The organism is Pseudoroseomonas cervicalis ATCC 49957, assembly GCF_000164635.1.
Lineage (GTDB): Bacteria > Pseudomonadota > Alphaproteobacteria > Acetobacterales > Acetobacteraceae > Pseudoroseomonas > Pseudoroseomonas cervicalis.
In genome coordinates this window covers 684522-706969 of the sequence record NZ_GG770777.1, presented here as the reverse complement: position 1 = coordinate 706969, position 22448 = coordinate 684522, and the positions used below count along the sequence as shown (strand labels likewise).

Genomic DNA, 22448 nt, shown 5'->3' with positions numbered 1-22448 from the left:
AGGAGGCCCCGTCCCAGGGGCGCCGCGCACGCGCCGCCGCAGCGCCGGGAGGGCCAAGCCATGAGTGCGGATGACGACATCCTGTTCGAGACGCTGGAAGGCGGGCTGAAGCGCGTCACCTTCAACCGGCCGCAGGCCCGCAACGCCTTCACCTTCGCCATGTATGAGCGCCTGGCCGCCTTCTGCCAGGAGGTCGCCGAGGACAGATCGGTCCGCGCCATCATCCTGACCGGCGCCGGCGACAAGGCCTTCGCCGCCGGCACCGACATCAACCAGTTCCGCGCCTTCAAGACGCCCGAGGACGCGATCGAGTACGAGGAGCGGGTCGGCCGCGTCATCGCCACGCTGGAGGCCTGCCCGAAGCCGACCATCGCCGCCATCGCCGGCGCCTGCACCGGCGGCGGCGGCGCGCTGGCGGCCGCCTGCGACATCCGCATCGGCGCCGCCAATGCCCGCTTCGGCTTCCCCATCGCGCGGACGCTGGGCAATATCCTGTCGATGGGCGCCTTCTCCCGCCTGGTCGCCCTGATCGGCCCGTCGCGCGCCAAGGAGATGATCTTCACCGCGCGCCTGATCGATGCCGAGGAAGGCAAGGCCATCGGCCTGCTGCACGAGGTGCTGCCGGAGGGCGCCGACCTTCAGGCCCGCGCGCTGGAGGTGGCCCGCACCGTCGCCGCCAACGCCCCCCTGACCCTGCGCGCGACCAAGGAGGCGATCAGCCGGCTGCGCCCCGCCTTGTCCTCCGAGGAGGGCAAGGACCTGATCCTGATGTGCTATATGAGCCAGGATTTCCGCGAGGGCATGGATGCCTTCCTCAACAAGCGCCCCCCGGTCTGGAAGGGCGAGTGAGACCACGCCGCCGATGATCCCCCGCCTCGCGGCCCTGCCGGCTCCTTCCGCCCCGGCGCTGGACTTCCTGGACGAGCTGCGGCTGCGCGGCTTCGCGGGCGATATCAGCGCCGGCTATGATGACCGGCTGATGATGGCGACCGACAATTCCATCTATCAGCGCCAGCCGCAGGCGGTCGTCTTTCCGCGGGGCGTCGAGGATCTGCAGCGCATCGCCAGGGTGGCGGGGGATCCGCGCTTCCACGGCCTCGCCATCGGGCCGCGCGGCGGCGGCACCGGCACCAATGGCCAGTCGCTGACGGAGGGCATCGTCGTCGATGTCTCCCGCCACATGAACCGGCTGCTGGAGGTGAATGCCGAGGAAGGCTGGGTGCGGGTCGAGCCTGGCCTGGTGAAGGACGCGCTGAACGCGGCGATCAAGCCGCTCGGCCTGTTCTTCGCCCCCGAATGCTCGACCAGCAACCGCGCGACGCTGGGCGGCATGATCTCGACCGATGCCTGCGGCCAGGGCTCCTGCCTGTATGGCAAGACGCGTGACCATGTGCTGTCGCTCTCCGTCGTGCTGATGGACGGCACGCTGTGGGAAAGCCGCAAGCTGACCGACGAGGAGCTGGCGGCGGTCACCCGCCGGCAGGACATGGTGGGCGCCATCCACCGCGTCGCCGACGGCATCGCCCGCGAGCAGGCGCAGCTGATCGCCGAGCGCTTCCCGCCGCTGAACCGCTGCCTGACCGGCTACGACCTCGCCCATCTGCGCGACGAGCAGGGGCGGTTCGACCTGAATTCTTTGCTGTGCGGCTCGGAAGGCACGCTGGCGATGATCGCCGAGGCGCGCATCCGGGTCCTGCCGATCCCCAAGCGCAGCGCGCTGATCAATCTGCGCTATGACAGTTTCGACGCCGCCCTGCGCGATGCGCGGGTGCTGATGGCGCTCGGCGCCGCCTCGGTCGAGACCGTCGACTCCAAGGTGCTCGGCCTGGCGCGCGGCGACATCGTCTGGTCCGGCATCGCCGAGTTTTTTCCGGATGACCCGGAAGGTGCCGCGGCCGGCATCAACCTGATCGAATTCGTCGGTGATACCGAGGAAGAAGTCCGGGAAAAGCTCGCCCCCGTCGAGGCGCGCCTCGCCGCCGAGGGCCGTGCCTTCGGCCGCCGCGGCCACACCATCGCCTGGGACGCCGCCGGCACCCGCATCCAGGGCATGCGCAAGCGCGGCGTCGGCCTGCTCGGCAACATGAAGGGCGAGAAGCGGCCGATCCCCTTCGTTGAGGACACCGCCGTCCCGCCCGAGAACCTGGCCGATTTCATCGCCGAGTTCCGCGCGGCGCTGGACCGCCGTGGCCTGGAATACGGCATGTTCGGCCATGTCGATGCCGGCGTCCTTCACGTCCGCCCCGCCATCGACATGAAGGCGGACGGCGCCGAGCGGCTGATCCGCGAGGTCTCCGACGAGGTCTTCGCGCTGACCCGGAAATATGGCGGGCTGCTCTGGGGCGAGCACGGCAAGGGCGTGCGCTCGGAATACGTGCCGGAGGTGTTCGGGCCGCTCTACCCGGCCTTGCAGGCGGTGAAGGCCGCCTTCGACCCGCGCAACCAGCTCAACCCCGGCAAGATCGCCGCCCCGGATGGCGAGGCCCTGCTGGCCATCGACCGCGTGCCGATGCGCGGCCAGCTCGACCGCACCATCCCCGCCGAGGTGCGCGCTGGCTATGAGGAGGCGCTGCACTGCAACGGCAATGGCGCCTGCTTCAACTACGACACGCAGGACGCCATGTGCCCCTCCTTCAAGGTGACGGGCGACCGCCGTCACTCGCCGAAGGGGCGCGCCAGCCTGTTCCGCGAATGGCTGCGCCTGCTCTCCGCCGCCGGGGTGGACCCGGTGGCGGAGGCGCGCCGACAGCGCGGCCTGGGCTTCCTCGCCGGGCTGCCGGCGCGCATCGGCAACAGCCTGGGCCGGCGGCGGGGGGAGGCGGATTTCTCCCATCAGGTGAAGGAGGCCATGGATGGCTGCCTCGCCTGCAAATCCTGCTCCGGCCAATGCCCGATCAAAGTGGACGTGCCCACCTTCCGAGCCAAGTTCCTGGAGCTCTACCACACCCGCTATCTGCGCCCGCTGCGCGACTACATCCTGGGCGGGCTGGAGGCGGCGCTGCCCACCGCCGCGCGCCTGCCAAAGCTGGCCAACGCCCTGCTCGGCAGCGCGCCCGGCCGCGCCATGGGGCGCTGGATCGGCCTCGTCGATTCCCCGCTGCTGAGCGGCATCGACCTGCTCGACCAGGCCGCCGCGCGCGGCATCACCCTGGCCTCGCCCGAGGCGCTGGCCGCCATCCCGGCCGCCGAGCGTGAGCGCCATGTCGTGCTGGTGCAGGACGCCTTCACCAGCCATTTCGAGACCGGCCTGGTGCTCGACCTGGCCGAGGCCCTGTCGCGCATGGGCTTCACCCCCTGGCTGGCGCCCTTCCGGCCGAACGGCAAGCCGCTGCATGTGCACGGCTTCCTCGGCGCCTTCGGGCGGCAGGCGGCGGCCAACACCGCCATGCTGCAAGGGCTGGCCGCCAGCGGCGTGGCGCTGGTCGGCATCGACCCCTCCATGACGCTGACCTACCGCAGCGAGTACAAGGAATTCGCGCCGCCGCCCGTGCTGCTGCCGCAGGAATTTCTCGCCCGCCGCCTGCCGCTGCTGCCGCAACTCCCGCCGGGCGAGGGTTTCGCCCTGCTGCCGCATTGCACCGAGCGCACCAACGCCACCGCTTCGCTGCAGGATTGGCAGGCGGTGTTCATGCGCCTCGGCGCGCCGCTGACCATCCTGGCCTCCGGCTGCTGCGGCATGGCCGGCACCTATGGCCATGAGGCGGAGCACCGCTCGACCTCCGAGGCGCTCTACGACCTCTCCTGGCGCGGCCATGTGGCGAAGCAGGGCGCCCGCCTGCTGGCCACCGGCTATTCCTGCCGCAGCCAGGCCAAGCGCTTCGATGGCGCGCAGCTGCGGCATCCGGTGCAGGCGCTGCTGGCGCGGCTGAAGGAAGCGCGGCCGCCCTCCGAATTGTCGAAGGCGGCATAAGCAGAAAGAAAACCGGGAGGAAGAAGGAATTCTTCCTCCCGGACCCTCCATCATCTTTTTCTATCAGGCTGCCGCGCGCGGCCTCACACGAAAGGTCCGCCTCGATGAGCGGCAATGACGACTACGTCTATGACGAGGCCAGCGGCGAATGGCGGCCGGCCAGCGAAATGGCCGCCGCGGCCGAGGCGGCAAGGCCCGTCGCGCGCGACGCCTCCGGCCACGCGCTGGCCGATGGCGACGCCGTCACCCTCATCAAGGACCTGAAGGTCAAGGGCACCAACACCACACTGAAGCAGGGCACGCTGATCCGCTCCATCCGCCTGACCGACGACCCGGAGCTGATCGACTGCAAGCACGACAGCATCAAGGGCCTGGTGCTGCGCACGGAATTCGTCAGGAAGCGCTGAGCGCCCCGTCCTCCAGGAAGGCGCGTACCAGCCGGGCGCGCGCGCTGTTGCGCAGCCACAGCACACCGATGCGGCGTGGCGGGCAGGGCCGAGGCAGGGCGATGCGCGCCAGCTTCAGCCCCGCCGGCCAGGGCGGCGCCCAATCCGGCACCAGCGCCACCCCCAGCCCCCGATCCACCATCACCGCGATCGCATCCAGCGCATCCAGCTCATAGCGCTCGCGCGGCCTGATCCGCGCCTCGCGCAGATAACGGTCGGCCAGCCGCCCGCCCCACTGGTCGCGGTCGTAACGGATGAAGGGCTGGGTCGCGAGCAGCCCATGCGGATCCGCATCCGCCAGCGCCTCGGGCGCCAGCAGCACCAAGGGCTCCTCCCGCAGCAGGTGCCAGGCGCAGCTCTTGGGCGGCGCGAAATCCGGCTGCACGATCAGCGCCGCATCCAGCTCCCCCACCAGCACGCGGCGATACAGATCGGCCGAGATGCCGGGCGAGACATGCACCTCCAGCGCCGGCGACCGCGCCGCCATGCGCGCCAGCAGCCCCGGCAGCAGCCCGGTCAGCGCCGTGGCGATGGCGCCCAGCCGCAGCTCGCCCGCCAGCGCCTCGCCGGTGGCGGAATCGCGCAGGTCGCGCAGCTCCCGCAGCAGGGCGCGGGCACGGTCCAGGATCGCCAGCCCCGCCTCCGACGGCGCCACGGCGCGGCCGGCGCGCAGCAGCAGCCGCACCCCCAGCTCCTCCTCCAGCGCGCGGATGCGCTGGGCCAGCGCCGCCGGTGTCAGGTTCAGCCGGCGGGCGGCAGCGGCGATCGAACCCTCCTCGACCACGGTGACGAAACTGTCCAGGAAGCGCGTGTCCATCGGAAAGGAAATCTATCTTCCGAAAGCAGGAAAGAAAGGGTTTTCTGAGGGAGACCCAGCGCCCACACTCGACCCGTCGCGGCCTCCGGCCGCTCTGGTCAAGACTGGAAGAAAAATGGATCTGGGTCTGAAGGGGAAGGTCGCGCTGGTGCTGGGCGCCGGCGGCGGCCTGGGCGGCGCCATCGCCGCCTCGCTGGCGGCGGAAGGTGCGAAGCTGGCGCTGGCGGATGTCAGCGCCGAGGGCCTGGCGCGCACCGAGGCGGTGGTGAAGGCGAAGGGCGTGGAGGCGATCAGCCTGGTCTGGGACCTGGCCGACCTCGCCGCCATCGAGACCAACGTCGCGCGCATCGAGGCCGAGCTCGGCCCCGTCGCCGTGCTGGTCAACAACACCGGTGGCCCGCCGCCGACGCCGGCCTCCGGCCAGGATCCGGCGCTGTGGGCGAAGCATTTCAACGCCATGGTGCTTTCGGTCATCGCGCTGACCGACCGTGTGCTGCCGGGCATGCGCGCCGCCAAATGGGGCCGCATCGTCACCAGCACCTCCTCGGGCGTGGTGGCGCCGATCCCCAATCTCGGCATCTCCAACGCGCTGCGCTCGACCCTGGTCGGCTGGTCGAAGACGCTGGCGCGTGAGGTCGGGCGCGACGGCATCACCGCCAACATCGTGCTGCCCGGCCGCGTCGCCACCGACCGCATCAAGTTCCTCGACGAGCAGAAGGCCAAGCGCGAGAACCGCAGCGTGGAGGACGTCTCGGCCGAGAGCACCGGCTCCATCCCCGCCGGCCGTTACGGCAAGCCGGAGGAATATGGCGACACGGTCGCCTTCCTGGCCTCCGAGCGTGCCTCCTACATCAACGGCTCCGTCATCCGCGTGGATGGCGGGCTGATCCCCAGCATCTGAGGGCTCCTGCCATGTCCGTCGACGTCGCTTCGCTCGACCAGAAGATCATCGACACCCTCTCCGGCATCTCCACCGCGACGCTGACCACGGTGCTGCTGAAGAAGGGCCTGCGCAATGTGTGGATGCGCGGCACCCGCCCGCTGAAGCCGGGCCAGCCGCGCCTGGTCGGCCGCGCCTTCACGCTGCGCTTCGTGCCGGCGCGCGAGGATTTGGCGACGCCCGCCAGCTGGTCCAACCCGATCTCCACCCGCAGCGCCATCGAGGCGATGGCGGAGGGCGTCATCGTCGTGGCCGACGCCATGGGCTGCACCGATGCCGGCATCTTCGGTGATATCCTCTGCGCCCGCATGGCGAAGAGGAAGGTCGCGGCGCTGATCACCGATGGCGTGGTGCGCGATGGCGCCGGCGTCATCGGCACCGGCCTGCCGGTGTGGTGCCAGGGCAATGCCGCGCCGCCCTCCGTCGCCGGCCTCACCTTCATCAACTGGCAGGAGCCGGTGGGCTGCGGCGGCGTCGCCGTCTTCCCGAACGATGTCGTGGTGGTCGATGATGACGGCGCCGTGCTGATCCCCGCCGCCCTGGTCGACGAGGTCACCGAGCTGGCCGCCGAGCAGGAGGCGCAGGAGAGCTGGATCATGGGCGAGGTCGAGAACGGCGCGTCGCTGCCCGGCCTCTACCCGCCCAATGCCGAGAACAAGGCCCGCTACGAAGCCTCCCGCAAGAAGTGATTTTTTTCGGGGCCGCCGGACGGTGTCCGGCGGCGTGGTTCGACCGGCGCAGGGGGCACCGTCCGCTGCGTCACAACTGAAAAAAAGCCGGACGTGGCACGTGCCCCCGTTGCAAGAGGGGCGTGGCGGCGGACCGACTGGGGAAAAGGAACATGTCCATGCAGACCACCCGCCGCAGCCTGGCGGCGCTGGGCGCCGCGAGCCTGTTCGCGCCGCGCCTGGCCCGCGCCGCCGCCTGGCCGACCGAGCGCCCCATCAGCGTCTATGTGCCCTTCCCGCCGGGCGGTGGCGTCGACCAGATGGCGCGCGTCGTGCTGCCGCATGTGGCGCGCCACCTGCCGGGTGCTACCTTCGTCGTCGAGAACCGCCCCGGCGCCGGCAGCCAGATCGGCATGGAGGCCACCTTCAACGCCCGCGCCGATGGCTATGTGCTGGGCGCCGTCACCTCGCCGGCGATGATGACCATCCCCTATGAGCGGCAGGTGCGCTACCGCGTGCGCGACTTCACCTACATCGCCAATGTGGTGGACGATCCGGGCGGGCTGTGGGTGAAGGCGGATTCGCCGATCCGCACGTTGCAGGACCTGCTGGAGCGCGCGAAGAAGGAGCCCGGCACGCTGAGCTTCGGCACCACCGGCATCGGCTCCGACGACCATCTGGTGATGCTGGAGGTCGAGGATGCGGTGCCGGGCGTGCGCTTCAGCCACGTGCCCTTCAACGGCGCGGCGCCGTTGCAGACCGCCGTGCTGGGCGGGCATCTCGATGTCGGCTGCTTCAATGTCAGCGAGGGCGGGCCGGGCTATCGCGATGGCCGGTTCCGCTGTCTGGCCCAGGCCGGCGCGCAACGCGACCCGGCGCTGCCCGATGTGGCCACGCTGACCGAGCAGGGCGTGAAGGTGGTGGCCGGCGCGCAGCGTGGCATCGTCGCACCCCCGGGCCTGCCGCCGGAGATCGTGCAGAAGCTCGAGGCCGCCTTCCGCGCCGCCCTGGCCGACCCGCAATTCCTGGCCGATGCGCAGCGCATGGTGCTGCCGGTCAAGGCGATGATCGGGGCGGAGTATCGCGACGCCGTGCTCGGCCTCGATGCGCGGCTGCAGGAGATGTGGTCGCGCAAGCCCTGGCGCGATCAGTAGCCGTCGCGGACGTCGTGGGGCAGGGGGCGCGTCGCCCCCTGCGCCCGGCAGCGATCAGACCGATTTGCGCAGATTGGGCGAGGCCTTGAAGCGCACCGTCTTGCCGGCCTTGATCTTCACCGGCTCGCCGGTGCGCGGGTTCATGCCCTTGCGCGCCTTGGTCTTGCGCACCGTGAAGGTGCCGAAGCTCGGCAGGGTGAAGCCGCCCTGCTTCTTCATGTCCTTGACGATGGCGGCGATCAGCTCGCCGGCCGCGCGATTGGCGGCGACGCCGGTGCAGCCCAGGGAATCCTGGAGCACCTGCGCGATGAAAGCCTTCGACATGCCTGTGTGACTCGCTTGTTCTGGCGTTTTTTTGAAAGTGTCGGAAGTTCCGGCCCGCCTCGCTTAGCAAGCGTTCCAGGGCTTCGCCAGCACGCGGCAGAGCGGCATGACCGATCGGTGCTGCGCTGTGGCCGCGAAGCCGCGCCCGAGATGCGCAGCCTGGGGTTGTGCCGGGCGGATCGCGGCGGCGTGGCCTGCCGGCCGCGGCCCTGTGCGGGCCGCGGCGGTCGCGCTGTCAGATGGCGGCGGCCAGATCGCCCCGCGCCTGCTTCCAGGCGCGCAGCCGCTGCAGCGCCTCCTGCAGCACCGCCTCGCGCTTGCAGAAAGCGAAACGGACAAAATTCTTCGGCGCATCCGGCCCGGCATAGAAGGCGGAGACGGGAATGGCCGTCACCTTCGCCACCTCGGTGATGTGGCGGCAGAAGGCGATGTCGTCGCCCGCGAAGCCGAGCGGCGTGAAGTCGCAGGTGATGAAATAGCTGCCCTGGGTCGGCAGCACGCCGAAGCCGAGTTCGGCCAGGCCCTGGGCGAGCAGGTCGCGCTTCGCCTGCAGCTCGGCCGAGAGGCTGGCGAAATAGGCATCGTCCTTGGCCAGCCCGACCGCCACCGCGCGCTGCAGATTGGGCGCGGTGGTGAAGGTCAGCATCTGGTGCGCCTTGGCCACATTGGCGGCCAGGCTGCGGTCGGCGGTGATGTAGCCGACCTTCCAGCCGGTCAGGCTGAAGGTCTTGCCGGCCGAGCCGATGCGCATGCAGCGCTCCCGCATGCCCGGCAGCGTCATCAGCGGGATGTGCTTCCAGCCATCGAAGGTCAGGTGCTCATACACCTCGTCGCAGACCACATAGGTGTCGTGGCGCTGGCAGAGCTCGGCGATATAGGCCAGCTCGGCGGCGGTGAAGACCTTGCCGGCCGGGTTCATCGGGCTGTTGAGCAGGATCGCCTTGGTCTTCGGGCCGAAGGCGGCGGCCAGCTCGGCGCGCGGCAGCTCCCATTTCGGCGGGCTGAGGCGCACCAGCTTCGGCACCGCGCCGAGCAGCCGCACCACCGGCAGGTAGGTGTCGTAGAGCGGCTCGAGCAGCACCACCTCGTCGCCCGGGTTGATCACCGCCATCAGCGACGCGGCCAGCGCCTCGGTCGCGCCGGAGGTCACCACCACCTCGGCGTTGGGGTCGATCTCCAGCCCGTAGAAGCGCCGATTCGCCGCCGCCACGGCCTGGCGCAGCTCCGGCAGGCCGGTCAGCGGCGGGTACTGGTTGCGGTTGTCGAGCAGGGCGTCGGCCGCCGCGCGCACCACATCCTCCGGCCCCTCATAGTCCGGGAAGCCCTGGCCGAGATTGATCGAGCCATGCTGCACGGCCAGCGCCGACATGACGGTGAAGATGGTGGTGCCGGTCGCGGAGAGCAGGTCGTTCTGCGGCTTCATGGGCGCTGTCTGTCCAAAGCACGGCCCCGCTTCTGGACGGGCGGGGGAGGGGCGGCCCGCTGCTCCGGGGGCGCGCAGCCCCCCGCCCCGGCCCCGGGCGCGGCAGGATAATGGAAGCCCCGACCCCGCCATGCAACCGCCCTCTGTGCATGCCTGCCACTGAATCAGGCAGCCTGCCTCGGAAGCAGGCGGCGGCCTGTCCCGCGGCATGTAAATTCCCTCCGGGCGCCATTGCCCGCCCGCCTCATGGCATGCGACACAGCAGCACGAACCGGCCTGCCGCGAAGGCGGCAAAGGCCGCGGAAACCCGGGAGGAAGGAAGGCCGGCACGAACCCTGCATTCAGGTGGGCGTGCCGTGGACGGAGCCGATGAAGAAGATCGAGGCGATCATCAAGCCCTTCAAGCTCGACGAGGTGAAGGATGCGCTGCACGAGATCGGGCTGCAGGGCCTGACCGTGGTGGAGGCGAAGGGGTTCGGGCGCCAGAAGGGGCACACCGAGCTGTATCGCGGCGCGGAATATGTCGTCGACTTCCTGCCGAAGGTGAAGATCGAGGTGGTCTGCTCCGACGACCTGGCCGAACGCGCCATCGAGGCCATCCAGGCCGCGGCGCGCACGGGTCGTATCGGCGACGGCAAGATCTTCGTCTCCGACGTGCAGGAAGTGATCCGCATCCGCACCGGCGAACGGGGCGAGGACGCGGTCTGACAGATGCCTGGCGGTGGCCGCGCGCGGGGGCGCGCGGCGGCCGCCCAAGCCATGCGGCGGAGGCGGGCCCGAGCGGCCGCCCCGCTCCACGCGGCGAGGGTTCGCACCCCGCCCGCGTGACTACCGATTGTCGTTAGGGGAACAGGACCACACACGATGGCGAAGAAGCCCGCAGCAGCAACGCCCAACGCTGTCTCCAAGGTCATGGAGATGATCAAGGAGAACAGCGTCGAGTACGTGGACTTCCGGTTCACGGACCCGCGTGGCAAGTGGCAGCACACCGCCCAGCACGTCTCCACCATCGAGGAGGAGATGTTCACCGACGGCATCATGTTCGACGGCTCCTCGATCGCCGGCTGGAAGGCGATCAACGAGTCCGACATGATCCTGATGCCGGACGCCACGTCCGCCTGCATGGATCCGTTCGCCGCGAAGCCGCAGCTGATCCTGTTCTGCGACATCATCGAGCCGTCGACCGGCCAGGCCTATTCGCGCGACCCGCGCTCGACCGCCAAGAAGGCCGAGGCGTATCTCGCCTCCACCGGCATCGGTGACACCGCCTTCTTCGGCCCCGAGGCCGAGTTCTTCATCTTCGACAACGTGAAGTTCGGCACGGGCGGCAATTACGGCATCTACCAGCTCGACAGCATCGAGGGCCCCGGCGCCAGCCTGAAGGACTATCCGGAAGGCAATATGGGCCACCGCCCGGGCGTCAAGGGCGGCTACTTCCCGGTGAACCCGGTCGACAGCGAAGTCGACCTGCGCGCCGAGATGCTGTCCACCATGATCGAGATGGGCGTCGTCGGCGAGAAGCACCACCATGAGGTGGCGCAGTCGCAGCACGAGCTGGGCACCAAGTTCGGCCCGCTGGTGATGCAGGCCGATCACATGCAGATCTACAAGTATGTGATCCACAACGTCGCGCACAGCTACGGCAAGACGGCGACCTTCATGCCGAAGCCGATCTATGGCGACAACGGCTCGGGCATGCACGTCCACCAGTCGATCTGGAAGGCCGGCAAGCCGCTCTTCGCCGGCAATGGCTATGCCGACCTGTCCGACTACGCGCTGTGGTACATCGGCGGCATCATCAAGCATGCCAAGTCGCTGAACGCCTTCACCAACCCCAGCACGAACTCCTACAAGCGCCTGATCCCGGGCTTCGAGGCCCCCGTGCTGCTGGCCTACTCGGCGCGCAACCGCTCGGCCTCCTGCCGCATCCCGTATGCGACGAACCCGAAGGCCAAGCGCGTCGAGGTCCGCTTCCCGGATCCGACCGCCAACCCCTACCTGGCCTTCTCGGCGATGCTGATGGCCGGCCTCGACGGCATCAAGAACAAGATCCATCCGGGCGAAGCCATGGACAAGGATCTGTACGACCTGCCGCCGGAGGAGCTGAAGGGCATCCCGACGGTCTGCGGCTCGCTGCGCGAGGCGCTGGAGTCCCTGGCCGCCGACCACGACTACCTGCTGGCCGGCGACGTCTTCTCGAAGGACCAGATCGAGTCCTACATCGAGCTGAAGTGGCAGGAGGTGTACCGCTTCGAGCACACCCCGCACCCGGTCGAGTTCGAGATGTACTACTCGGTCTGATCGCCTCCGCGATCCGATCGGAAGGCCGGGGGAGAGCAATCTCCCCCGGTTTTTTTGTGTGCAGGGCGCAGGAAGAAAAAAAAGGCCGGGGAAGGAATTCCCCCGGGCCCCCATCTTCTTTTTATCTGTTGGCCCTTCGCGGGGCAGCGCCGCTGGTGGAGTGCCGAGGCCCGCCTCTCAACCCGGCCACGGCAGTCCGAAAGAATCAGGCTTCCGCCAGCAGCCTCGCCCCATGCTTCAGCGAATGCGCGCTGATGCGGATGCCCAGCCCCGGCGTCTCCGGCACCACCACTTCGCCGCGGCGCTGCGGGATGCGCTCCTCCAGCACATCCTCGGTCAGCACATGGTGCGGCATGTAGAATTCGCAGCCGAGCGAGATGCCGGGCGTCGCCGCGATCAGCTGCGTGCCGGCGGCCAGCGCGATGCCGCCCTCCCACAGCGTGCCGCCATAGCCGGGGATGCCGGCGGTGTCGGCGATCGCCATCAGCGCCTGCGCCTTCAGCAGCCCGCCGCACTTCATCAGCTTCACGCTGATGGCGTCGGCGGCCTGGCGGCGCACGATCTCCAGCAGGTCGGTCGCGTCGAAGCAGCTTTCATCGGCCAGCACCGGCGTATCCAGCGCGGCGCAGAAGCCGGCCATGGCGTCCAGATGCCGGCGCGGCACCGGCTGCTCGATGAAGGTCGGGCGGAAGCGGTCGACATCGCGCAGCACAGTCATGGCGCGGAACGGCTCCAGCGCCTGGTTGTAGTCCAGGCGCAGGTCGATGCGGTCGCCGAAGGCGTCGCGCATCGCCTCCAGATGCTCCATGTCCACGGCATGCGGCTTCACGCCGGTCTTCACCTTGAACAGCCGGTGGCCCTGGCCGACCATCTCGTGCATGCGCGCGAGGTCGGCCGCGAAATCCGGGTCGGCGATGGAGAAGGAGAGGGGGATGGTGTCGCGCACCCGCCCGCCCAGCAGCTCCGACACCGGCAGGCCGGTCTGCTGGCCCATCAGGTCCAGCAGCGCCATCTCCACCGCCACCTTGCTTTCGGGGTGGCCGGTCAGGGCGCGGTCCATCTGCGCCATCAGGCTGCGCAGTCGGCGCACCGGCGCGCCGATCACCAGCGGCCGCAGATAGACGTCGAGCGCCAGGAAGGCCCCTTCCGGCGTGCCGGTGAACACCTCCCAGGGCGCGGCCTCGCCCCAGCCGATGGCGCCATCGCTGGCGGTCAGCTCCAGCAGCACGCGGCGCACGCTGCCCTGCACCGAGCCCACGCCCTGGGCGCGGGCCATCTTGATCGGGCTTTCCACCAGGAAGACCCGCATGCGTTCAACGACAGGGCCGATGCTCATGGTCTCAGCCTTCGCGCTGGCGGTGGAAATGCGAGAGGAAGGCGCGCGTCGCCTCCTCCCGCGGGGTGTCGATGACCTGCCGCGCCGGCCCGTCCTCGACGATGACGCCGTCGCGCAGGAACACCACGCGGTCGGCGACGTCGCGGGCGAAGGCGATCTCATGGGTGACGATGACCATCGTCATGCCCTCGGCGGCGAGCGACTGCATCACCGCCAGCACCTCGCCCACCAGCTCGGGGTCGAGGGCGCTGGTCGCCTCGTCGAACAGCATCACCGCGGGCTGCATGGCCAGCGCGCGGGCGATGGCGACACGCTGCTTCTGCCCGCCGGAGAGGCGGGAGGGATACTGCCCCGCCTTGTCCTCCAGCCCGACCTTGCCGAGCAGGCCGCGCGCCAGCGCCTCGGCCTCGGGGCGCGGCATGCGGCGGACGGTCAGCGGGCCTTCCATCACATTGGCCAGCACCGTCATGTGCGGAAACAGGTTGAATTGCTGGAACACCATGCCGGTGGCGGCGCGGAAGCGCGCCATGGCCTGGGTGCCGGGCAGCGACACGGCGCCGCCGAAGGCGAAGCTCTGCCCGCCCACCCGCACGCGGCCGCCATCCGGCACCACCAGCAGGTTCAGGCAGCGCAGCAGCGTCGATTTGCCGGAGCCGGAGGGGCCGATCAGCGCCACCACCTCGCCCTTGCGGACCTGGAGGTTCACGTCGCGCAGCACGGTGTTGCTGCCGAAGCGCTTCTGCAGCGCGGCGACCTCGATCATGGTCTCGTCCATCGTCTCCGCCTCCTCAGTCGGACCGCGCCAGACGGCGCTCCAGCCGGCCGACCAGCAGGGTCAGCGGGAACAGCACGACGAAATAGATGATGGCCACCACGGTGTAGATCTCGAGCGGCCGGTAGCTGTCATGCGCCGCCGCCTGGCCCTGGTAGAGCAGGTCCGGCACGGCCAGCACCGAGACCAGCGAGGTGTTCTTCAGCTGGATGATGGACTGGTTCATCAGCGGCGGCACCATGCGCTTCATCGCCTGGGGCAGCACGATGCGGCGCATCGACTGCGCCGGCGTCATGCCCAGCGCCAGCGCCGCCTCACTCTGGCCACTCTCGATCGAGGCGATGCCGCCGCGCACGATCTCGGAATAGAAGGCGCCGCCATAGAGCGAGAGGGCCAGCACGCCGGCGGTGGTGGCGCTCATCTGGATGCCGGTGAGGATCGGCAGGGCGTAGTAGAACCACACCAGCTGCACCAGGATCGGCGTGCAGCGGAACAGCTCGACATAGGCTTGCGAGAACCAGCGCAGCGGCGCCAGGCGCGACAGCCGCAGCAGGCCGGAGAACAGGCCGACGGCGAGGCCGAGCAGCACGATGGCGGCGGTGAAGGCCAGCGTCACCCAGAGGCCGTTGACGAAGAGCCAGCGATAGCTCCAGACGACGGCGAAATCCCAGTTGTACATGCAATCTTCCCGTCAGCGGGCGAGGCCAGGGCCGGGGCGCGCCCAGGGCGTGCCCCGGCGGCGGCGTCAGAGCGTGATACCCGGCGGGAAGTCGGATTCGGAGATGCCGACCAGCTCCATGTTGCGCAGGATGGCGCTGCGCACGGCGCCGAGGCCCTTGTTGAAGTCGATCCAGGTGTTGACGAAGTCGCGCCAGGTCTTGTCGGCCTCGCGCCGGAAGCCGGCATTGGAGGTGGTGGCGAAGACCGGCGCCGGCACCACGACATGGCCGATATTGGCGTTGCGCTTCACCGCCGTCAGCGCCAGCAGCAGCACCAGGCATTGCGCGTCGGCGCGGCCGGACTGCACGGCCATCGTCGCCTCGTCCGCGCTCTTGAAGCGGCTGATCTGCGCGCGCGGGCAGAGCCGCGTCACCACCTGGTCCTGCGAGGAGCCGCTGTCGACGGCGATCTTCACCTCCGGCGCGTTCAGCTCGTCCCAGCTCTTCGGCGAGTAGCCGCGCTTGGCGATGAAACTGAAGGCGTTGCTGAAGCAGGGCACGGAGAAGTCGATCACCAGGGCGCGGCGCGGCGTGGGGTTCAGGCCGAAGAAGATGTCGATCTTGTTCGACTGCAAATCGAGGACGGCGTTGCCCCAGGTGGTCTCGGTCAGCTCCAGCTCGGCCTCCAGCTCCTCGGCCAGCATCTTCAGCAGGTCGATGTAGAAGCCGCGCCACTGACCGGAGGCGAGATCCTTGTGGTAGTAGGGCGCGCCGCCGACCACCGCCGCGCTGCGCAGCTTCTTGGTGCGGCGGATGCGGTCGAAGGTCGTCTCGTTGGCGCCCTGCGCCAGCGCCGGGGTCGAGAGGCTGGCGCCCATCGCGAGGGCGAGCCCGGCGGCGGTGCCGATCATGCGGCGTGAAACCATGAACTGTCTCCTGCGGCGGCGCGGCGCGGCCTCAAGGCCGGCGCCGGGCCGGGTGGTGATGCATCCCTGTCGGATCTGGCGTGCGCCGTCACGGTGCGGCTTGCCTGTCTTCATAGACCCGTCTGCGCGGAACGGGGAGACGCCTTGCGCGGAGGGGGAATTGTGGAGCCGCCCAGCCGCCCGGTATTCTGCTGCACCACAGCATTCGCGGAGCACGCCGCCTTGGATCGTTTCTTCAAGCTGGCCGAGCGCGGCACCACGCCGCGGCGGGAGGTCCTGGCCGGCCTCACCACCTTCCTGACCATGGCCTATATCATCGTGGTCAACCCCGGCATCATGGCGCAGGCCGGCATGGACCAGGGCGCCGCCTTCGTCGCCACCTGCCTGGCCGCCGCCATCGGCTCGGCGCTGATGGGGCTGCTGGCCAACTACCCGGTGGCCCTCGCCCCGGGCATGGGGCTGAACGCGCGCTTCGCCTTCGTCGTCGTCGCCGGCATGGGCGTGTCCTGGCAGGTGGCGCTGGGTGCCGTGTTCCTGTCCGGCCTGCTGTTCCTGGTGGTGTCGCTGAGCGGGTTGCGCGAATGGCTGATCAACGCCATCCCGCTCTCCTTGAAACTCGGCATCGCCGCCGGCATCGGCTTCTTCCTGCTGCTGATCGGGCTGCAGGGCATGGGGCTGGTGGTGGACCATCCGGTGACGCTGGTCACGCTGGGCTCCTTCCGCAATCCGGCGACGCTGCTCTCCTGCTTCGGCTTCCTGCTGACGGCGGGGCTGCTGGCGCGCGGTGTCACGGGGGCGATCGTCATCGGCATCCTGGTGACCGCCGCGCTCGGCGTGCCGTTCGGGCTGACGCAGTTCCAAGGCATCGTCTCGCTGCCGCCCTCGCTGGCGCCGACCTTCCTGCAGATGGACCTGGCCGGCGCGCTCGGCCTTGGCCTGCTGGTGATCGTCTTCACCTTCTTCCTGGTGGACCTGCTGGACAACACCGGCACGCTGATCGCCACCACCCATCGCGCCGGGCTGATGCGCAAGGACGGCACGGTGCCCAATCTCGGCCGGGCGCTGATGGCCGATTCGGGCGGCTCGATGATCGGCGCCGTGCTCGGCACCTCCACCACCGTCTCCTATATCGAGAGCGCCGCCGGCGTGCAGGCGGGCGGCCGCACCGGGCTCACCGCCCTCACCGTCGCGGTGCTGTTCCTGCTGGCGCTGTTCCTGGCGCCGCTGGCGACCTCGATCCCGGCCTTCGCCACCGCGCCGGCCCTGGTGCTGGTCGCCTGCCTGATGGCGCAGAGCCTGCGCGAGCTGCACTGGGAGGAACCGGCCGACTACCTGCCGGCGATCATCACCGCGCTGGCCATGCCGCTGACCTTCTCGATCTCGACCGGCATCGGGCTCGGCTTCATCAGCTATGCGGCGATCCAGCTGATGGCGGGCCGGGCGCGGTCGGTCAGCGGCGCGGTCTGGGTGCTGGCCGCCGCCTCGGTGGTGAAGTTCTACCTCGCGGCCTGAGGCGGAGGATGGGGAAAAACCTCCCGGCCCTGCGGCCGGGAGGTGACGTCCGTGCTCCCTCGGCGGCGCCCTGCGGGCGCGCGCCGCGCTCAGTTGCCGGCTTCGGCCAGTTCCAGCAGCGCCGCGCCGTCGCGGCTGACGCGGGCCAGCTGGGTGCGGCCGCAGGCGGGACGGCCCAGGGCGTTGCTGCCCGGCCGCACCACCTGGAGCTTGGCATCGACCCGGCAGACCAGCTGCTGCGCGTGGCCGCCGCCATTCCAGCGGCGCAGCGCCGCCGCCCAGTTGCCGGTGGTGGCGTAGTGCTGGCGCAGGTAGCGGGCGGCCCAGTCGGCCGCGCGATCGGCGTCCAGCGGCCAGTCGGCGCCGCCACGCGCATGCACGCGCGCATTCACTTGAACACAGCCGGCCATGACCGAAGACCGGGCGGGGGCGTTCACCAGCAGGCGGCGCGCCTCGGCCCGGCTCTCCGGGTAGTAGGAGCGGCCGCCGATGTTGAGCGCATGCGCGTGCAGGCCGGATTCGGCGAGCGCGATCGCCACCAGCAGCCCATCGGGCAGGTCGTGACGCAGTTCGGCGGCGCGAACTGCTTCCAGGCAGGCATTGCGCGGCCCGGCGGCCTCGGCCGGGCTGGTGGACAGGACAGGGACCGCAAGCAGCACGGCCCCCAGGAGAAACCCCCGCCACCCTCTTGGTGGTCCCTTGTGGGGGCGCTGCGTGGTGCCTCTTTGGCGAGGCGAGAAGGCGCTCCGGGCCAAGGAAAGGCCCGGGAACGCCGCGGAGCGGGGCCGGTGCGGGGGCACCAGCCGGCGGATCGCGGACGTCATGACAAATCCGCTACCACAGGGAACCGGGGGCGCAAAGCAAAACCAGCCGGGCGACGCAACTTATTGGTTCATGCTCATATAAAGATGAGTTGATGAAACCCTTGCCTAAGCGATCTCGCGCACCAGCTTGGCGCGCAGCGCGCGGGCGAAATCCTCCCGCCCCTCAGCCGGTTGCACGAAGGCCCCGGGGCCGCCGGTGACCGCATCCCGGTAATGCTCCACCAGCCCCGGCCGGCCGGTCAGGATGGCCAGGGCATTGATCGTAATGCCGGAATCCACCGCCGCGTCACGCGCCTGCGCGGCCGGGCGCAGCCCGCGCATGTCCGGCCCGTCGCCCGACAGGTCGATCACCCGCCGGGTCGCCTCGTGCGGGCAGGCGGCCAGCAGCGCCGCCGCGTGGTCGATGGCATCGCCGATGGCGTTCCAGCTCTGGCGCGAGCGCGGGGCCGCCAGCAGCCCCGCGGCCAGGGTGGCAGCCGACTCGGCGCCCGAGACGGCGTGCCAGCCCAGCACCGTCTCCGCCCCCCCCGGCGCGCCCCACTCGACCATGGCGATGGCCACCCGGCCGAGCGGCCCGCCCCGGATCGCCGCCAGCACGGCGGGGTGGGTCACCGCCTCGGCGCAGCCCTCGCGCTGCAGGCGGAACTCCGGCTCGCCGATGCTGCCCGAGGCATCGATGGCCAGCACCAGCGCCACATCCACCGGCGCGCCCGCCGCCGCCGGCTGGGCACGGGCGGGGGGCGGGGCGGGGGCAGCAGCAGGGCGGGCAAGGCGAGGAGAGGGCGGCGTCGCATCCGGTCGCTCCCTGGCGGGGTGGGCCTGAGCCTCCGCCGCGCGCCGCGCCGGGGTCAAGCGCGATCGGGCCAGGCCAGGCGGAGGATGGGGCCGGGATCGCCCGGCGGACGGGCAGCCATGCCGCCGGCTTGGGCAGAAGCCCCGCCCGGCCGGCCCGGCGCCGCGCGATGCGGTGGAAACCCGGCTTGCGCCGGCGCCGTTCCGCTTGCTCAACTGAGCCTGTGCCGGTCCGGCCCGGCGCTTGCGGGACCAGGACCCACCGCGCCGGCCGGCACGAAGCGCAATTCTTGAGGACGCCGGAACAACGTGGCCGAACGCCCTGCCTCCGCCTTCGACGAGATGCACGCCGATGGCGGCATCCGACCGCCCTATGCCGAGATGGCCCGCTTCCTGGACGCCACGGGCCAGGACGCCCTGGACCAGAAGCGCCGCGAGGCCGAGGTGCTGTTCCGCCGCATCGGCGTCACCTTCGCCGTCTACACCGAGGGCGGCGACCCCGAGCGGCTGATCCCCTTCGACGTCATCCCCCGCATCCTCTCGCGCGAGGAATGGGAAAGGCTGTCCCAGGGGCTGGAGCAGCGGGTGCGCGCGCTGAACGCCTTCCTGGCCGATGTCTACGGCCCGAAGGAGATCATCAAGGCCGGCCGCGTCCCGGCCGAGCTGGTGCTGGAGAATGAGGGCTACCTGAAGCAGATGGAAGGCTTCACCCCGCCGGGCGGGGTCTACACGGTGATCTCCGGCATCGACCTGGTGCGCACCGGGCCGGACGAATTCTACGTGCTGGAGGACAATTGCCGCACGCCCTCGGGCGTCTCCTACATGCTGGAGAACCGCGAGGCGATGCTGCGCCTCTTCCCGGAGCTGTTCACCCGGCACCGCATCGCCCCCGTCAGCCACTATCCGGAGGAGCTGCTGGAGACGCTGAAGAGCATCGCCCCCGCCGGCAGCGGGCCGGAGCCCAAGGTGGTGGTGCTGACCCCCGGCCCCTACAACAGCGCCTATTACGAGCACTCCTTCCTGGCCGACGAGATGGGCGTCGAGCTGGTGGAAGGCGCCGACCTCTTCGTGCGCGACCAGGTGGTCTATATGCGCACCACCGCCGGCGCGCAGCGCGTCGACGTCATCTATCGCCGCATCGACGATGATTTCCTCGACCCCGAGGCCTTCCGCCCCGACAGCGCGCTCGGCGTGCCCGGGCTGATGGCGGCCTACAAGGCCGGCAATGTGGCGCTGGCCAACGCGCCGGGCGCCGGCATCGCCGATGACAAGGCGATCTACCCCTTCGTGCCCGAGATGGTGCGCTTCTACCTCGGCGAGGAGCCGATCCTCTCCAACGTGCCCACCTTCATGTGCGAGCGCGAGGCGGACCGCGACTATGTGCTGGCCAATCTCGACAAGCTGGTGGTGAAGCTGGCGCGCGGCTCCGGCGGCTACGGCATGCTGGTCGGCCCGCACGCGACGGAGGAGCAGCGCGCCGATTTCGCGGCACGCATCACCGCGCGGCCGGGCGACTACATCGCGCAGCCGACTCTGGCGCTCTCCACCGTGCCGACGCTGGGCGACGGTGGCATCGCACCGCGCCATGTCGATCTTCGCCCCTTCGTGCTGTTCGGCCGCAGCGTGCGCATGGTGCCGGGCGGGCTGACCCGCGTCGCGCTGCGCGAGGGCTCGCTGGTGGTCAATTCCAGCCAGGGCGGCGGCACCAAGGACACCTGGGTGCTGGACGCGCCCTGCACCCGCCAAACGCAGTCCCAGTCCCAGGACAATGGCGCCGGGCAAAGCCAGGGCCAGGGCGCCACGCCCGCCCACGCCAACGACGCCACCGCCGGGGAGACCTGAGAGAATGCTGTCCCGGACCGCCGACTGCCTGTTCTGGCTCGGCCGCTACTCCGAGCGCGCCGGCAATGTCGCGCGCGGCCTGGCCGCCACGCTGCGCATGGCGCTGCTGGCCAATCCGCTCAGCGCCGCCGACGAGGAATGGCGCGCCCTGATGATCGCCACCGGCTGCGAGCCCAGCTTCCGCGAGCGCCATCCGGTGCATTCGCAGGACGCCGCCGTGGCCTGGCTGGCGCTGGACCCCGAGAACCCCTCCGGCATCGCCGCCTGCGTCGAGGCGGCGCGGCGCAACGCCCGCACCGTGCGCACCGCGCTGACCGTCGACATGTGGGAGGCGATCAACGACACCTGGATCGAGTTCCGCCGCCTCGATTCCAGCGCCATCAAGGGCGACCGGCTGCCCGGCTTCCTCGACTGGGTGCGCAGCCGCACCCTGCTGTTCAACGGCGCCGCCGCCGACACCATGCTGCGCGACGATGCCTGGCGCTTCTGCCATCTCGGCACCATGCTGGAGCGCGCCGACAACACCGCGCGGCTGCTTGACGTCCGCCACGCCGCCTTCGCCGCGGACGCCACGGAGGACGCGGCGAATTACGCGCAATGGCAGGCGGTGCTGCGCTCGGTCTCGGCGCTGCGGGCCTACCAGCACGTCTATCACGCGCGGCTGAGCCCCGCGCATGTGGCGGAGCTGCTGATCCTGCGGCCCGAGCTGCCGCGCTCGCTGCTCGCCTGCTACCGCCGCGTCGAGCAGACGCTGGAGCAGATCGCCGAGGCCAATGACGGCGCGCGTGGCGAGGGCCACCGCCTGGCCGGCGCGCTGCACGCCCGGCTGCGCTATGGCCGGGTCGATGCCATCCTGGAGGGCGGGCTGCACGGCTTCCTCACCGGCATCATCGACCAGAACGTGCTGCTGGGGCGCGAGATCGGCCGGGCCTACCTGAACGGCCGCCAGACATGACCTATTGCGTCGGGCTGTGGCTGGAGCAGGGGCTGGTCATGCTCTCCGACACCCGCACCAATGCGGGCGTCGACAACATCTCGATCTTCTCGAAGATGTACACGGCGACCGTGCCGGGGGAGCGCATGCTCTGCATGCTCGCCGCCGGCAACCTCGCCATCACCCAGGCGGTGTGGAACCGCCTGGCCGAGGGGCTGATGCTGGAGGGCGAGCGGCACACGCTGCTCACCGTGCCCAGCATGTTCCGCGCCGCGCAGCTGGTGGGTGCCGCCATCCGCGCCGTCTACGAGATGGATGGCGCGATGCTGAAGGCCCAAGGGGTGGGCTTCGACGTCTCCATCATGCTGGGCGGGCAGATCGCCGGCGGGCCGGTGCGCCTCTACCTCGTCTACGCCGCCGGCAACTTCATCGAGGCGACGCCCGACACCCCCTTCCTGCAGATCGGCGAGCACAAATACGGCAAGCCGATCCTCGACCGCGCCCTGACCCACCAGACCGGGCTGGAGGACGGGGTGAAGCTGACGCTCGTCAGCATGGACAGCACGCTGCGCTCCAACCTCACCGTCGGCCTGCCGCTCGACCTGCTGGTCTATGAGGCGGGCACGCAGCAGATCCGGCTGCAGCGCCGCATCACCGAGGAGGACCCGTATTTCCGCACCCTGCGGGAGGACTGGTCCAGCGCGCTGCGCGAGGCCTATCGCCGCATGCCGGCGCCGGACTGGCTGTAGCCGGCCGGCGCGGCCGCCCCTTCCACTCCTCCGCATCGCAGGCGACTCTGGCAGCGGGGCCGGGGGCGCGCGCATGACAAGGGCTTGCGTGCAGGGGGCCGCCGCCCGGACGCCGGGCC

At 70.3% G+C, this 22448-nt stretch carries 21 protein-coding genes; 12 read left to right on the top strand and 9 right to left on the bottom strand.

Going from position 1 to position 22448, the window contains the following annotated elements:
- Positions 1-60: 60 nt before the first annotated feature.
- The 3 genes from HMPREF0731_RS03040 to HMPREF0731_RS03030 all read left to right on the top strand — a co-directional run bounded on the left by HMPREF0731_RS03040 (position 61) and on the right by HMPREF0731_RS03030 (position 4317).
- Complete coding sequence (locus HMPREF0731_RS03040; protein WP_040611885.1) at positions 61-849, top strand: enoyl-CoA hydratase/isomerase family protein; 789 nt, start codon at positions 61-63, stop codon at positions 847-849.
- 13 nt (positions 850-862) lie between these two features.
- Positions 863-3910 carry a D-2-hydroxyglutarate dehydrogenase YdiJ gene (gene ydiJ, locus HMPREF0731_RS03035; protein WP_007002543.1) on the top strand — a complete coding sequence of 1016 codons (3048 nt, stop codon included), beginning with the start codon at positions 863-865 and terminating at the stop codon, positions 3908-3910.
- 104 nt (positions 3911-4014) lie between these two features.
- Positions 4015-4317 (top strand): alkylphosphonate utilization protein, encoded by a 303-nt coding sequence (locus HMPREF0731_RS03030; protein ID WP_007002542.1) that lies wholly within the window; start codon positions 4015-4017, stop codon positions 4315-4317.
- Here the strand turns inward: HMPREF0731_RS03030 and HMPREF0731_RS03025 are convergent.
- Positions 4304-5173, bottom strand: a complete 870-nt coding sequence (locus HMPREF0731_RS03025; RefSeq protein WP_007002541.1) for a LysR family transcriptional regulator — start codon at positions 5171-5173, stop codon at positions 4304-4306. The two genes, HMPREF0731_RS03030 and HMPREF0731_RS03025, sit on opposite strands and share 14 nt — an antisense overlap.
- Positions 5174-5288: 115 nt before the next feature.
- On the opposite strand from HMPREF0731_RS03025, the gene HMPREF0731_RS03020 reads away from it, so the two are divergent.
- From HMPREF0731_RS03020 to HMPREF0731_RS03010, 3 genes are all read left to right on the top strand, one after another.
- On the top strand, positions 5289-6074 hold the full coding sequence (locus tag HMPREF0731_RS03020) for an SDR family oxidoreductase (protein WP_040611884.1): 786 nt from the start codon (positions 5289-5291) through the stop codon (positions 6072-6074).
- Between the two features lie 11 nt (positions 6075-6085).
- Positions 6086-6802 (top strand): ribonuclease activity regulator RraA, encoded by a 717-nt coding sequence (locus tag HMPREF0731_RS03015; protein WP_007002539.1) that lies wholly within the window; start codon positions 6086-6088, stop codon positions 6800-6802.
- A 158-nt stretch (positions 6803-6960) separates the two neighbouring features.
- Entirely contained in the window at positions 6961-7935 is a 975-nt protein-coding gene (locus HMPREF0731_RS03010; protein ID WP_157135906.1) for a Bug family tripartite tricarboxylate transporter substrate binding protein, read from the top strand.
- Between the two features lie 54 nt (positions 7936-7989).
- Here HMPREF0731_RS03010 and HMPREF0731_RS03005 read toward each other — a convergent pair whose 3' ends face one another.
- Entirely contained in the window at positions 7990-8259 is a 270-nt protein-coding gene (locus tag HMPREF0731_RS03005; protein WP_007002537.1) for an HU family DNA-binding protein, read from the bottom strand.
- Positions 8260-8494: 235 nt separating this feature from the next.
- Positions 8495-9682 carry an aminotransferase gene (locus HMPREF0731_RS03000; protein WP_007002536.1) on the bottom strand — a complete coding sequence of 396 codons (1188 nt, stop codon included), beginning with the start codon at positions 9680-9682 and terminating at the stop codon, positions 8495-8497.
- 369 nt (positions 9683-10051) lie between these two features.
- On the opposite strand from HMPREF0731_RS03000, the gene HMPREF0731_RS02995 reads away from it, so the two are divergent.
- Both HMPREF0731_RS02995 and glnA read left to right on the top strand, forming a co-directional pair.
- The gene (locus HMPREF0731_RS02995; RefSeq protein ID WP_007002535.1) at positions 10052-10390 is read left to right on the top strand and encodes a P-II family nitrogen regulator; all 339 of its coding nucleotides are present in this window, start codon (positions 10052-10054) and stop codon (positions 10388-10390) included.
- Between the two features lie 156 nt (positions 10391-10546).
- Positions 10547-11983, top strand: coding sequence for a type I glutamate--ammonia ligase (glnA, locus tag HMPREF0731_RS02990; RefSeq protein WP_007002534.1), 1437 nt, complete (start codon positions 10547-10549; stop codon positions 11981-11983).
- Between the two features lie 205 nt (positions 11984-12188).
- Here glnA and HMPREF0731_RS02985 read toward each other — a convergent pair whose 3' ends face one another.
- From HMPREF0731_RS02985 to HMPREF0731_RS02970, 4 genes are all read right to left on the bottom strand, one after another.
- A complete protein-coding gene (locus HMPREF0731_RS02985; RefSeq protein WP_007002533.1) occupies positions 12189-13319 on the bottom strand; it encodes an enolase C-terminal domain-like protein in 1131 nt (376 codons plus the stop codon).
- A gap of 4 nt (positions 13320-13323) precedes the next feature.
- Positions 13324-14094: an amino acid ABC transporter ATP-binding protein gene (locus HMPREF0731_RS02980; protein ID WP_007002532.1), complete on the bottom strand. Its 771-nt coding sequence runs from the start codon at positions 14092-14094 to the stop codon at positions 13324-13326.
- A 13-nt stretch (positions 14095-14107) separates the two neighbouring features.
- Entirely contained in the window at positions 14108-14770 is a 663-nt protein-coding gene (locus HMPREF0731_RS02975; RefSeq protein WP_007002531.1) for an amino acid ABC transporter permease, read from the bottom strand.
- 66 nt (positions 14771-14836) lie between these two features.
- On the bottom strand, positions 14837-15676 hold the full coding sequence (locus HMPREF0731_RS02970; RefSeq protein WP_040611883.1) for a transporter substrate-binding domain-containing protein: 840 nt from the start codon (positions 15674-15676) through the stop codon (positions 14837-14839).
- Between the two features lie 222 nt (positions 15677-15898).
- On the opposite strand from HMPREF0731_RS02970, the gene HMPREF0731_RS02965 reads away from it, so the two are divergent.
- The gene (locus tag HMPREF0731_RS02965; protein ID WP_040611882.1) at positions 15899-17188 is read left to right on the top strand and encodes an NCS2 family permease; all 1290 of its coding nucleotides are present in this window, start codon (positions 15899-15901) and stop codon (positions 17186-17188) included.
- A gap of 89 nt (positions 17189-17277) precedes the next feature.
- Here HMPREF0731_RS02965 and HMPREF0731_RS02960 read toward each other — a convergent pair whose 3' ends face one another.
- Entirely contained in the window at positions 17278-17847 is a 570-nt protein-coding gene (locus HMPREF0731_RS02960; RefSeq protein WP_007002528.1) for a transglycosylase SLT domain-containing protein, read from the bottom strand.
- Between the two features lie 270 nt (positions 17848-18117).
- Entirely contained in the window at positions 18118-18714 is a 597-nt protein-coding gene (locus HMPREF0731_RS02955) for a DUF1194 domain-containing protein (protein ID WP_007002527.1), read from the bottom strand.
- A 399-nt stretch (positions 18715-19113) separates the two neighbouring features.
- Between HMPREF0731_RS02955 and HMPREF0731_RS02950 the strand changes: the two genes are divergently transcribed.
- Genes HMPREF0731_RS02950 through HMPREF0731_RS02940 form a run of 3 tightly spaced genes read left to right on the top strand, consistent with a single transcriptional unit; the run spans position 19114 to position 22329 of the window.
- Positions 19114-20646 (top strand): circularly permuted type 2 ATP-grasp protein, encoded by a 1533-nt coding sequence (locus tag HMPREF0731_RS02950; RefSeq protein WP_007002526.1) that lies wholly within the window; start codon positions 19114-19116, stop codon positions 20644-20646.
- 4 nt (positions 20647-20650) lie between these two features.
- Positions 20651-21601, top strand: a complete 951-nt coding sequence (locus HMPREF0731_RS02945; RefSeq protein WP_007002525.1) for an alpha-E domain-containing protein — start codon at positions 20651-20653, stop codon at positions 21599-21601.
- Positions 21598-22329, top strand: coding sequence for a proteasome-type protease (locus tag HMPREF0731_RS02940; protein WP_007002524.1), 732 nt, complete (start codon positions 21598-21600; stop codon positions 22327-22329). Before HMPREF0731_RS02945 ends, HMPREF0731_RS02940 begins: the two co-directional genes overlap by 4 nt.
- The last annotated feature ends 119 nt before the right edge of the window (positions 22330-22448 follow it).